This window comes from Sulfurimonas sp. (genome assembly GCF_041563495.1).
Taxonomy (GTDB): domain Bacteria; phylum Campylobacterota; class Campylobacteria; order Campylobacterales; family Sulfurimonadaceae; genus Sulfurimonas.
This window is the reverse complement of sequence record NZ_JBFFMZ010000009.1, coordinates 20,855-33,710: the sequence shown is the minus strand read 5'-3', so window position 1 is coordinate 33,710 and position 12,856 is coordinate 20,855. Positions and strand designations below refer to the sequence as shown.

Sequence of the window (12,856 nt, the reverse complement as noted above, 5' to 3'; positions counted from 1 at the left end):
AACCCTCCTTCACTAATTTAGTTTTAAATTTTTTGACGTTATAAGAGTTTTATTAGACCAAATAGCATCTTTGAGATCTAAAATGGAACGAACCTCATCATTGACAAGACGGTAATAAACTTTAACGTCTACACTTATAGCGCCAGGTGTTTTTTTAACTTTTAATACCTTTTTATCAAGAGCAGGGATACTCAAATCTTGAGAAGCTTTTTTTGCAAGATGCGCGATTGTAGGCTTTCCTCCCCTTCTAGTATAGTGTCTTGTTAAAGATATAGAATTTTTACTGATCTCTTTGGTGGCATTTTTATATGTAATATCTATGATCAGCTCGCGTGAACCAAAGCCGCTGGGAACATTATGAGGCAGTGAATTCTCAAGCTCTATAAATATTTCGCTGTTTTCATGCCATAACCTGAGGCTTAATGAATTTTTGAGCACATCGGACATATGTGCACCTGAAAATCCATGTGTTCTTATCTTTCTTTTTTTTACTTCACCATTTTCTTGCCTAAGCGTTGTTGCTGCTCCTGATATTCTAGGTCCCATATGACAATCAACACAATTTTTATCGCTTTTTTTATACTCGCTTTGCATATCAGTAAAGACTAGTCCATGTGAAGATTTATCATTGGCATGACATACAAAACAGAGTTGTTCAGATTTTTCATCCATAAAATCACGGTACTCAGTCTTGTGATAAGGTGATTTGGCATCGTCAAACGGACCGACCATTGTTCCTGACTTAGTCCATGAAACACGGTTCATACCTCTATGACTGCTGTCTTTATCATCATATATTTTATCTATATTATGACACACGACACAGTTTATACCTTCACTGATAGCTTTATTATCAATAGCTTCATTAACCTTAGAGCCTTTATCTAATTTCATTAAGACTTTTATTTCATACTCTATATTTGTGCTTGTGACCGATATTCTTGGATTATGACATGTAGCGCATTTTACTTTTACACTATTTGGGCTTTTTCTTGTTTTTCTTGCAACATATTCCATTGTTGCTCTAAAGTATTCATCTTTTGAATAATGGCTTTTTGAGTGCCAAGAGTGTTCCCACTCTTTTACTATTTGCATGTGACAGGGCTTGCACTTTTGTGATGTTTGATACTCTTTTGAGATTTCCACTACTTTTGCGGCATACGTTGCTGTCAGCACAGCAAGAATAATTAAGACAACTCTCATTTTTGCTTTTTCCTATACATTAGTATGTCTCTTAAATAAGAGTCAATCCTAACAGAAAAAAGCTGAAAGCGACATTATTATGACAAAATCTAAAGTTTTATAGTGGAAGAGGTTTACCTTTGTTGGTCTAACCAGACCATTAAGCCTTTTTGAGCGTGAAGTCTGTTTTCAGCTTCATTAAAAATTATCTCAGAGTGTTTCTCAAAAACTGATTCACTAACTTCTAATCCTCTGTAAGCAGGCAAACAGTGTAAAAAGTTAGCATCTTCAGCAGCAAGAAGCATCATCTTATCATCAACCATAAAGCCTTTGAATGTTTTGATTCTCTCTTCTTTTTCTTCTTCTTGCCCCATTGAAGTCCAGGTATCTGTTGTAACAACAGTAGCACCCTTGACCGCTTCTTTTGGATCATTCATAGTTTTTATAACCGCTCCGCTCTCTTTCGCTATAAGAAGTGTTTCTTGCAGTATCTTCTCATCAACCTCATAACCCTTTGGCGTAGCGATACGAAGCTCAAACCCAAGTTTAGCCGCAAGCATCATCCATGAGTGAGTCATGTTATTTCCATCACCGATATATGCACAGACAATATTTTCATTTGCACCGTGTTCCACCAGAGTCATATAATCAGCTAAAAGTTGTACGGGGTGGTACGAATCTGTTAAACCGTTGATCACCGGTACTTTTGAATAAGCTGCAAACTCTTCTATCATAGAGTGCTCAAAAGTTCTTATCATTACCATGTCACACATACTGCTTATAACTCTTGCCGTATCTTTTACAGGTTCGCCGCGGCCCAAGTGTATATCACGGTTAGATAAGAACAGAGCATGACCGCCAAGCTGAAACATACCTGTCTCAAAACTTACTCTGGTCCTGGTTGAACTTTTTTCAAATATCATACCGAGAGTCTGATTCTCTAACTCTTTTTTATAAATTTTAGATTTTAGATTCTTTTTAATATCAAGACCGACTTTAATAATCTCCAATATCTCTTCTTTTGTAAAATCTTTTAATGTTAAAAAATGTCTCAATACTTTCCCCGATTTTTTAAATAAGCCGTCATTTTATAGTAATTTACTTTAATAACATCTTGGCAACTTCTTTTGCATGATATGAGATAATTATGTCAGCCCCTGCTCTTTTAAAGCTAATCATGGTCTCCATTACGACTCTGTCATAATCAATCAAATCATTTTGACCTGCGATTTTTAGCATCGCATATTCACCGCTTACATTGTAGACTGCCATTGGAAGTGAAGTATTGTCTTTAATTTCACGCACGATATCTAAGTAAGCAAGAGCGGGTTTTACCATTAAGATATCAGCACCCTGCATCTCATCTGATATAGACTCGCTTATAGCTTCTCTTCTGTTTGCAGGATCCATTTGATATGATGCACGGTCACCGAAACTAGGTGTAGATTCTGCAACATCACGGAACGGTCCATAGTATCCCGAGGCAAATTTTGTAGAGTAACTCATAATAGGAAGATTTTCATAACCATTTGAATCCAGTGCTTCTCTTAAAGTCTCGATGATACCGTCCATCATACCCGAAGGTGCTATCATATCTGCTCCGGCTTTTGCATGAATGACTGCCTGCTGTGCAGAAATCTCTAAAGTAGCATCATTGTTTACTGTCTCATTAACTTCATCTATGATTCCGCAATGTCCGTGATCTGTGTACTCGCAAAAACATAAATCAGTCACGACAAACATCTCAGGATGCTCTTTTTTTATAGCACGAACCGCAGATGCTATGATTCCATGCTCACAAAGTGAATCAGAACCTATGGAGTCTTTAACATCAGGAATCCCAAAAAGGATAATAGAGTGTAGTCCAAGTTTTTTTAACTCCGTACACTCTTTTAAGATTTCATCTAAACTCATTTGAAATACACCGGGCATCGAAGCTACTTCTGTTTTAATACCTTCTCCTGAGCGGACAAAAAGCGGGTAAATGAAATCATCTACACTCACGTTTGTTTCCCTCACTAATGCACGAAGATGCTTATTTAAACGAGTTCTGCGAAATCTTTGAAACATAATAAACCTTTTTTAGCTATAATTTTGAAAAATTTATTTTATCGTTTTAAAGTTTAAATTAGGGTACATTAATTGAATATCAAGATTTCAGAGGTTGCAAACTTACCATCAAGATTTGGCGACTTCAAAGTAAAAGCCTTTAAAGAGGGTCAAAAAGAACATCTGGTCATCTATACAGACAACCTGGATGAAATACCTACAGTACGTGTTCACTCGGAGTGTTTAACCGGAGATGCTATTGGAAGTTTAAAGTGTGACTGCAGGGATCAGCTTGAGTATGCACTTTCTTTAGCCAACAAAAGCAACGGCATGGTTATCTATCTAAGACAAGAAGGACGCAACATCGGTCTTTTAAATAAGATAAATGCCTATGCCCTTCAGGATAAAGGTCTAAACACAATAGAAGCAAACCATCAACTAGGCTTTCGTGCAGATGAAAGAACATATGAAATGGTTACTTATATTCTACATCACTTTGGAATTAAAAAGATAAAGCTATTGACTAATAATCCTGATAAGATTAATTCTATCAGTGATATTGAGATTGTGCAGAGAGTTCCGATTATTATGGATTCAAACAAGCATAACGAAGATTACTTAAATATTAAAAAAGATGAGATGGGTCATCTTTTTTAGTAAAATTTAGATTCCGGTAGAGAGTAGATTCTTCTCTCTAAAGAACCAAGAGCTTTTAAGAGTTCTAGTGTTGTAACTTCAAGTTCAGTATAGTATTACAGTTTGGTTTTGTCCAACTCCAATTCACTTACTTTTGAACTTCCAAATATTTTTGAAAAAAAACTTTTTTTGCGGCTATGAAAAAGATATTTTCATAAAAGGGTAAATTTAGGTAAAATATCCTTTTTAAAGGATATATTAGTGGATTTAAAAGCTACACTTGCATCAGACAATATTAAACTACCGGACAATTTTTTTTACAATATACAAAAATACAAAGAGCATCTTTTTAAATGGAATAAGATACATAATATGACCGGTGCAAAAGATGAAAACTCTATTAATGAGTTTATATATGATGCGGTTTTCCCCATCAGCTTTCTACCAAAAGCAAAAACACTTTTAGATATAGGCACAGGTGCAGGCTTCCCGGGTATGATTTTAGCCCTTGCTCTTCCTGATACAAAAGTAACCTTAGTAGAACCATTGGCAAAAAGAGCAAGTTTTTTACAGTTCATAAAAGCCGACCTAGGTCTTGATAACGTTAGAGTCGTGAAAAAACGTGTAGAAGAAATGGAAGATGAAATATTTGACATTGTAACTTCAAGAGCAGTGACAGATACACAGATGCTGCTAAACTTGAGTAAAAACTTTCGTGATGAAAACTCAAAGTTGCTTTTTTATAAGGGCGAAAGAGTTTATGATGAAGTTGATGAGAGTATGAAACATAAAATCATAAAAACTAAAAATAGACACTATTTACTAATAGGAGAAGATTAATGTCACCACAATGGATCGTAGTTATTGGACTTATAGCAGTTATATACTTTATGTTTATAAAGAAAAGACCCCAAGTCAAACAAGACAAAAAAGATTCTACAGACAAAACTACCAAAAAAGAAGCACAAAGTAATGATATGGTAGCGTGTGCTGAGTGTGGCATCTACTGTGAGATTGATGATACAATCCTAAGCAATAACAAATACTACTGCTCGCAAGAGTGTTTAAAGAAGTCATGATGTTGATATACGGACACAGATTTATACAGAGCGACAGCTTTTACCATATACCAAATATAGATGCTATACAAAACACGCCTTCAAACTCGATTATTTATCTAGACTTCAGTGAAGATAATTTGGAAATAATAAATCATGCTGTATCTAATGACGTAGTCTTAGCACTGGGAGTTTCAAATATTACAGAAATAGTATATGCTTCATCACTTGGTGCTGCTTTTATAGTAGTCTCTAAAGAGCTTGCAAAAACAGCTCAAAATATAGCAAACAACTATCTTTTTGATGCAAAGATTCTTGTGCATATAAGCGATGAGAGTGAACTAGAAGAGTTAATAATACTGGGAGTAGACGGTGTTGTTTTTTCAAATGCCATTATAAAAATAAACTCTTAAAAAACATACTTGCAAGGGAAAAGAGACAGACACAGATTTGGCTTTTTAATGAAAGGTATAATCATCGACTTATCTAAAAACGATATCAGAATTCTTGCAGACTATATATCAAACATACAAAAAAAAGATTAAACAATCTCTCTTTTTAGATATGCTTTTAATGATGTTAAAACCTCATAACTTATGGTTCTTGCCGACTTTGCTACATCTATAGCGTTATCAAAGATTAAAAGATTCTCTTCATCCGATATAAAGGAACTGTTATCCATAGAGATTCTTCCCACTTGCTTCACTCCATCTGGAGTTATGAAATCATTTGAAGAGTTTCTAAAAAATCCATCACCGTATCCAAAATCATAGTTTGAAACCACACAACTCTTCATGGCTTTAAAAGTACCGCCGTATCCGACTCTATTACCTCTTTTTATCTCTCTTGATGAAAGCCTCTGCGCATACAGTGAAAGTACTGGAGACAACTCTTCAAAGCCTTCCAAACAGCCATAAGATGCGATGCCGACTCTTGCCATATCTTCATCAAAAGTATCAGTTCTAAAGAGAGAAGCGGAGTTTGCAGAGTGAAATCTAAGCGGAGCAAACCCAAACTCCTCTGCCAAATATTTTGCTTCAGCTTTAACTTTTTTAAAATTATCATTCTGCCAAAACCATTCACTGCTTAGTTCATCTGCGGACCTATGATGAGTAAAGACAGCTTCAAGCGAAAGCTCTGCATCTTTAATTTTGCCAAAAGCACTTTTTAATTCGCTCATATCGACACCATTTCGATGCATACCCGTATCGACCTTTAGTTCGACAAGTGTACCTTTTGGAAATTTATCAATATTTTTTATATCATTAATCGTGTATCTAATCATATCGCTAGATTTTTGGGGAATATCACCTAAGACTAAGATATATTCAAAAAGACTTTCTATTTTGTTAGCCTCATCGTTATTGCGTACTACGGCTTTTGTGAGACCATACTCTTTTGCAAGAGTTGCCATCTCCACAAGTCCATGTCCGTAAGCGTTATCTTTTAAAACAAGTGCTACTTTGTCTTTAGAGTTAGTCTTTTTTGTAATTTTGTCCAGATTATTAAAAAAATTATTTTTGTTTAGAGTTATATAAGCCATAAATGCAATTATACCTTACTAACCAGTAACTTTTTGAGCAACTAATATATAAAATTTTGAATCCTTTTGCTTGCCGCTTAACATTTTAATATTAACTTTTAATTTAACAGTTTTACCTTTAACAGCATGGTCAATTTTATAACTCATTTCCTTTATGAGTTTTACATGTTCATTCATTTTTTCAAACCCGATGCTCTTTTTTAACGCAGGTATCTGATCAAATTTGATTTTTTGATTTTCATCTTTTATGCGAAACATTTTCATAAAACTGGTATTCATTTTTATAAATTCACCTTTTGCGTTCATATAAGCAACGGCAAATGGAAAATAATCAAATCCGACTTTAATACTCTGTAGTTGTTTTTTTAGAATTGCATTTTGCTCAACAAACTTGCTTATATCACTTCCAACCGCAATAATAAAACTTTGATTTTGTTTTACGACTTTAGAGACTTGCCAGTTAATTCTGTGTATCTCATTGTCATTATTTTTCATCGGGGTAACAAATTGCTGGTGCGGAGAATCACTCGTCATCAACTCTTGTAAATAGTGATTTAATACTTCTATATCACCTGGAATAAAAGTCTCAAAAAAACCTTTTGAAAGTGCATCTTCTTTTTTCATACCTACAAAATTTAAAAAACACTCATTCACATCTACAACTTTTCCCTGCCCATCAAGAACGACCACTATTGCATTACATGCTCCGCTAAGGTCGTGAAAAGTGATATTTTCAAAGAGCTTTTCAATGTTTATCTCTGCAAATATTATAAAAAGCCGATTTGAATTTTTAGTAAAATTAATATTATAGATTTTTCCGAAAATCTCAACATCATAAAGAGTTAAATTATTGCCATTTGACTCATTCTTGTATGAGCTCATAAGAGTAAGAAATTCATCCGTAAGTTCTAACTCTTTTTGTTTTTCACCTTCTTTAACTTCAGACAAATCTTCTCGTTGCGTCTCTTCGAGACTTTCGACTTCTGCATTGACTTCTGTTTCTTTGGATATATCACTTTGCAAAAGTTTTTGCATCTCTTCATTAGCGTATAGTACTGAATAATCAGGATTATTTACTTCTAACAAGATAACAGGTGAAGAGAGAGTGTTGACTACATCAAAAAGTATATCTTTAGATTCCATATTTGAAACTCCTACAAAAAGATTAATATATACAAAGACATTTAAAAGATTATATCAAAGTTTATAGTTATAATGCCATTATGAAAAAAAGATTTATTGCAGAATTTGAAAAACAGAGTTTTACACAGATTATATTCCCTCATGCAAATAGCGATTGGGCTGATTACTTGGATGAAGCACAAAAATGTTTTACAAACATCATAAATGAAATTATAAAATACCAAAAATGTTTAGTTGTTTGTGACAATATTGAAGAAGTAAAAAAATATTTTAAAGAAAATAAGAATCTGTTTTTCGTGGAGTATCAGACAAACGACACTTGGGCTAGAGACTGTTCTGCCCTTTGCATCTCAGATGCCAGCGGCACTACCCTACTTGACTTTACCTTTAATGCCTGGGGCGGGAAATTTGAATCTGCCAAAGATAATTTAATGACAAAAAGCATCTCGGCACATTACAAAGCCGAAATAAATTCCATGGATTTTGTACTTGAAGGCGGAGCAGTCGAGAGCAACGGAGCAGGTATCATTCTCACTACTTCAGCATGTATGCTTAACAAAAATCGCAACCCTGAATTTGACAAAATACAAATCACACAAAAACTAAATGATTTTTTTGGTTCATCTGAGATTTTATATTTGGAACATGGTTATTTAGCAGGTGATGATACAGACTCTCATGTAGATACTCTTGCCAGATTCATAGATGAAAAGAGCATCATGTATGTTAAATGCGAAGACAGGGATGACGAACATTTTAGTGAGTTAAAACTTATGGAAGAAGAGCTACAAGAGATGGCATCTGCTCATAACTATAAACTTATTGCCTTACCAATGACAGATGCTGTATATTTTGAGGAAGAAAGACTCCCTGCGACTTATGCGAACTTTCTTTTTGTAAACGGAGCTGTTTTGGTTCCTACATACGGGGTGAAACAGGACGAAGAAGCTTTAGATATCTTTAAAAACACCTTCAAAGACAGGGATGTTATCGGTATAGACTGCTTTACTCTCATAAAGCAGCACGGCTCACTCCACTGTGTTACTATGAACTTCGCCGGTGACGTTACTCTTAGATGACTCTTGTTGGTCTAACATAGCCATTCCACTCATTATTAAATAGGTCGCCAGACCAAAACCCAATGCTATTAAGACAACTCTTTTTATTTTTTCTATTTTACTCATGATGGAATTCTAGCACTTGTTTATGAACAAATTAACACTATCGTAACACTCTTTTTATATGATAAAGTAATTTTAATGTTTAAGGCAAGTTATATGAATAAAATAATTCCTCTATCTATGATAGCTATCGCTTCACTATATGCAAACGAAGTTGAATTGGCTCCAATCAGCATAGAATCAACTGTAATTACAGAAGTTAGCCAAAATGCTCAAGTCTCAGCGGATTTGGCGGATGCACTAAGTAAAAGTGTGCCGAGTATAGATATGAACCGTCGTAGCGGAATCGCAAACGACGTCTATATACGCGGTCAAAAAAGAGATAATATCTCAGTTGATGTCGATGGAACAAAAGTATGCGGTGCATGTGTAAACAGAATGGACCCTCCTATTTCTCATATTATTACGAACCAAATCGATGAGATTGAGGTAATCGAAGGCCCTTATGACGTTGAAAACATGGGGACACTGAGCGGTGGAGTTAAAATAAAAACAAAGCAGCCTACAAAAGAGCTTCACGGTTCTGTTGACTTTGGTTATGGAAGCTGGAACTATACAAAAATCGGTGCTACGATAAGCGGCGGTAATGACACAGTTCGTGTTTTAGTAAGCGGTTCTAGTGAATCAAGCGATCAGTACAAAGACGGTAACGGCGATACAATAGCCCAGCAGATAGATAAATATGCGACACTAAACCCTGCTGCAGCCGGTATGAAATTTAAGTCGCAATATAAAGATATGCAAGCATATAAGAAAAAAAGTATTATGGCTAAAGCATTTGTAAACGTAACTGACAATCAAGAACTTCGTCTAAGCGTTACTAAGAATAAGAGTGATGATGTTCTTTACGGTAACTCTAAAATGGATGCACTATATGATGACTCAAACATATATGCCGTAGAATACAACATCAAAAACGTAAGTGACATATATAAAAATATCAACTTAAAATACTACTATTCAGATGTTGACCACCCGATGGCTACAAAATACAGAATGTCATCTAACATGGCGGCTATGGACAATACAAACCATCTTAAAACTACTATGCAGGGATTGAAGTTAAAAAACAACTTTGACATTAATGGTCATAAGCTTCTTATTGGTCTTGACGGAAGTAAAAGAACTTGGGACGGAAACTACTACAACACTACAACAGGCTTACCTCTGGCTACAGGAAATTCAAAAAGTATAGATGATGCAGTAACTAGAAACGGAGCAATATTTGCAAAACTGGATAAAGAATATAGCTCCTTTGGTTTTAGTCTTGGAGCTAGATATGACTCCAGTAAAATAACCCATGCTACACTGGATTCTAACAGCTATTCATCTTTTGGTGCTAACTTGATGACAACGTATAATTTTGACAAAGAAAATAAAGTTTTCTTAGGTTTTGGCCAAGCTTCTCGTATTCCGGATGCAAGAGAGTTATACTTTAGAAGTTCAAACGGTAGCTGGAGCGGTACATCTACTCTAAATCAAACTACAAACAGAGAACTTGATTTTGGATATGAGGCAGACAATAACGCATTTAAAGTTAAAGTCAAAGGTTTTTACTCAAAACTCAGTGATTATATTTACTATCATAAAGGTCTTGCTTCTAACAACTTTGAAAATATAGATGCTACAGTTTACGGTGCTGAGTTAAGTGCTTCAGTTTATGCAACGGATGATATTACGGTAGATATGGGTGCTTCTTATAAAAAAGGTGAAAAAGATAAAGCTCTAAGCGGTCAAACAGATAAAGACTTGGCTGACATGGCGCCACTTAGAGGAAATATAGCTCTAAATTATGAGTATATGACTAACTCAATAGCTACTGCCGAAGTACAGGCTTCTGATAAATGGGATACTATAGATTCAGACAATGGTGAACAAGTATTAGACGCTTGGGCCGTAATGAACCTAAAAGTAAAACATTCTGTAAATAAAAATTTCAATTTTACATTGGGTGTAAATAACCTCTTTGATAAAACTTATGCAATGAATAATACATATGCAGATTTAATTCTGATTACTGCTGGTTCAGCTGACATTATGCTTATGAACGAGCCGGGAAGATACGTTTACACAAACTTAAACTTCAAATTCTAATCCCCAAAGATAACAAGTCTCTACATCTCGTAGAAACTTGTTAAAAAATCTCACTTATAAAGTAAAGATAAAAGAGTATTTCAATAAAATATTCTAATGAAAGCAATAACTAATATATACAATACTTTTATACATCCAAATAAATTTGCGACGATTTTTGTACTTACAATATTAAGTATCATAGCCTCTTTTGTTGTTGTTATGTTTATCATGGCATCAATTGATATTACGATTGGTTCGGATTCTATCAGTTACTATGACATCGGAGTAATACTATCTTTAGTCGTACCTACGGTAACGGCACCTGTGCTTTCATATAAATTTATATCTCTTACAAACAAACTAAATCAAGCAGATAGAAAACTATCTTACCACACTCAATATGACGAACTTACAAATATATATAATCAAAGACATACACTAGAGCTGGCAAACTATGAGTTTGCTATCTCAAAAAGAACGAAATCACCGATATCTGCCCTTTTTATAGAGTATGATTATTTCAAAGAAGTCAATAAAAAATACGGAAGTACAATAAGAGATATAGTTCTTACAGAGTTAATAAGATCCATAAACAACAGCATCAGAACTACAGATATTTTTGGAAGATATCAAGAAGCCAAATTTCTTCTGATCTGCCCTATGCTGGACCTAGATAGTGCTCAAAAATTGGCTCAAAAGATAAAAGAAGAACTTGAAGAGGTCATACATATCAATGATGATGATATTAAAATGTCTATCAGTATAGGATGTGCCGAAATTCACAAGTATGGAGAAAGTACGTTAAAAACACTTTTAGACAAAGCAGATGCGGCGCTTCTTGAAGTAAAAAACGGTACCAAAAACACGACAGAAATATAAACAAAAATTTCTAAAGCACCTTTTTATACCAAAGAAGATAAAATCTCTTTATGATAAATAGAGTAAAAACCAAACAGATTTTTGTAGGTAATGTAGCAGTCGGCGGTGACGCACCAATATCTACGCAATCTATGACATTTTCAAGAACCTCGGATGTTACGGCTACGGTTGAGCAGATAAAAAGACTTCACTTTGCAGGTTGCGATATAGTACGCTGTGCCGTTCCTGATATGGAAGATGCACTTGCTCTTAAATCTATAAAAGACCATATTGAACTGCCTCTTGTCGCAGATATTCATTTCAACCATAAACTCGCACTCATTGCTGCTGAAGTTGTTGACTGCATCCGCATTAATCCAGGAAATATCGGTTCCAAAGAAAAAGTCGCAGAGGTAGTAAAGGCTTGCCAGGCTCGCAGTATTCCTATTCGCATCGGTGTAAATGCAGGTTCACTAGAAAAAGAGTTCTTAAACAAGTACGGTCAGACTGCAGAGGGGATGGTCGCATCTGCCGAGTACAATATAAAATACCTAGAAGATTTGGGGTTTAGTGATATAAAAGTTTCTCTAAAGGCCAGCGATGTAGGCAGAACTGTAGATGCCTATAGAATGTTGCGCCCTAAAAACAACTATCCGTTTCATCTTGGTGTAACGGAAGCCGGAACACTGTTTCATGCAACCGTTAAAAGTTCTATCGGACTCGGAGCGCTTCTGCTTGATGGCATCGGCGATACTATGAGAGTATCTATCACAGGCGAACTCGAAGAAGAGATAAACGTTGCTCGTGCTATTTTAAAAGATAGCGGTGCAATGCCGGATGGTCTAAACATCATCTCTTGTCCCACATGCGGACGCATAGAAGCTGACTTGGTATCGGCTGTTGCCGAGATAGAAAAAAGAACTGCACATATAACTGCACCGCTAAATGTTTCGGTTATGGGTTGTGTTGTAAATGCAATCGGTGAGGCAGCTCACGCCGATGTTGCCATAGCCTATGGAAAAGGCAAAGGCCTTGTAATGGTTAAAGGTGAAGTTATCGCCAACTTAAACGAAGACGAGCTGGTAGACAAATTTGTAAGCGAAGTGGAAAAAATGGCAGAGGAATCATAA

At 35.3% G+C, this 12,856-nt stretch carries 13 protein-coding genes; 8 read left to right on the top strand and 5 right to left on the bottom strand.

Features of this window, described 5'->3' with window-relative positions; genetic code table 11:
* Positions 1–12: 12 nt before the first annotated feature.
* From ABYK18_RS09480 to hemB, 3 genes are all read right to left on the bottom strand, one after another.
* Positions 13–1,203, bottom strand: coding sequence for a hypothetical protein (locus ABYK18_RS09480; RefSeq protein ID WP_373036431.1), 1,191 nt, complete (start codon positions 1,201–1,203; stop codon positions 13–15).
* A 113-nt stretch (positions 1,204–1,316) separates the two neighbouring features.
* Positions 1,317–2,237, bottom strand: coding sequence for an ornithine carbamoyltransferase (gene argF / locus ABYK18_RS09475; RefSeq protein WP_373036430.1), 921 nt, complete (start codon positions 2,235–2,237; stop codon positions 1,317–1,319).
* 43 nt (positions 2,238–2,280) lie between these two features.
* A complete protein-coding gene (hemB, locus tag ABYK18_RS09470) occupies positions 2,281–3,252 on the bottom strand; it encodes a porphobilinogen synthase (protein ID WP_373036429.1) in 972 nt (323 codons plus the stop codon).
* Between the two features lie 72 nt (positions 3,253–3,324).
* Between hemB and ribA the strand changes: the two genes are divergently transcribed.
* From ribA to ABYK18_RS09450, 4 genes are all read left to right on the top strand, one after another.
* The gene (ribA, locus tag ABYK18_RS09465; RefSeq protein WP_373036428.1) at positions 3,325–3,888 is read left to right on the top strand and encodes a GTP cyclohydrolase II; all 564 of its coding nucleotides are present in this window, start codon (positions 3,325–3,327) and stop codon (positions 3,886–3,888) included.
* A 240-nt stretch (positions 3,889–4,128) separates the two neighbouring features.
* A complete protein-coding gene (gene rsmG / locus ABYK18_RS09460) occupies positions 4,129–4,707 on the top strand; it encodes a 16S rRNA (guanine(527)-N(7))-methyltransferase RsmG (protein ID WP_373036427.1) in 579 nt (192 codons plus the stop codon).
* Positions 4,707–4,946 carry a PP0621 family protein gene (locus ABYK18_RS09455; protein ID WP_373036426.1) on the top strand — a complete coding sequence of 80 codons (240 nt, stop codon included), beginning with the start codon at positions 4,707–4,709 and terminating at the stop codon, positions 4,944–4,946. Before rsmG ends, ABYK18_RS09455 begins: the two co-directional genes overlap by 1 nt.
* Positions 4,946–5,338, top strand: a complete 393-nt coding sequence (locus ABYK18_RS09450; RefSeq protein ID WP_373036425.1) for a hypothetical protein — start codon at positions 4,946–4,948, stop codon at positions 5,336–5,338. Before ABYK18_RS09455 ends, ABYK18_RS09450 begins: the two co-directional genes overlap by 1 nt.
* A 128-nt stretch (positions 5,339–5,466) precedes the next feature.
* Here ABYK18_RS09450 and ABYK18_RS09445 read toward each other — a convergent pair whose 3' ends face one another.
* Positions 5,467–6,468: an alanine racemase gene (locus ABYK18_RS09445; protein ID WP_373036424.1), complete on the bottom strand. Its 1,002-nt coding sequence runs from the start codon at positions 6,466–6,468 to the stop codon at positions 5,467–5,469.
* Between the two features lie 18 nt (positions 6,469–6,486).
* Positions 6,487–7,611, bottom strand: a complete 1,125-nt coding sequence (locus ABYK18_RS09440) for a PAS domain S-box protein (protein ID WP_373036423.1) — start codon at positions 7,609–7,611, stop codon at positions 6,487–6,489.
* A gap of 80 nt (positions 7,612–7,691) precedes the next feature.
* Between ABYK18_RS09440 and ABYK18_RS09435 the strand changes: the two genes are divergently transcribed.
* The 4 genes from ABYK18_RS09435 (at position 7,692) to ispG (ending at position 12,856) form a co-directional block, all read left to right on the top strand.
* Positions 7,692–8,690 carry an agmatine deiminase family protein gene (locus tag ABYK18_RS09435; RefSeq protein ID WP_373036422.1) on the top strand — a complete coding sequence of 333 codons (999 nt, stop codon included), beginning with the start codon at positions 7,692–7,694 and terminating at the stop codon, positions 8,688–8,690.
* Between the two features lie 198 nt (positions 8,691–8,888).
* The gene (locus ABYK18_RS09430) at positions 8,889–10,886 is read left to right on the top strand and encodes a TonB-dependent receptor (protein ID WP_373036421.1); all 1,998 of its coding nucleotides are present in this window, start codon (positions 8,889–8,891) and stop codon (positions 10,884–10,886) included.
* Between the two features lie 96 nt (positions 10,887–10,982).
* On the top strand, positions 10,983–11,747 hold the full coding sequence (locus tag ABYK18_RS09425) for a GGDEF domain-containing protein (RefSeq protein ID WP_373036420.1): 765 nt from the start codon (positions 10,983–10,985) through the stop codon (positions 11,745–11,747).
* A 50-nt stretch (positions 11,748–11,797) separates the two neighbouring features.
* A complete protein-coding gene (ispG, locus tag ABYK18_RS09420) occupies positions 11,798–12,856 on the top strand; it encodes a flavodoxin-dependent (E)-4-hydroxy-3-methylbut-2-enyl-diphosphate synthase (RefSeq protein WP_373036419.1) in 1,059 nt (352 codons plus the stop codon).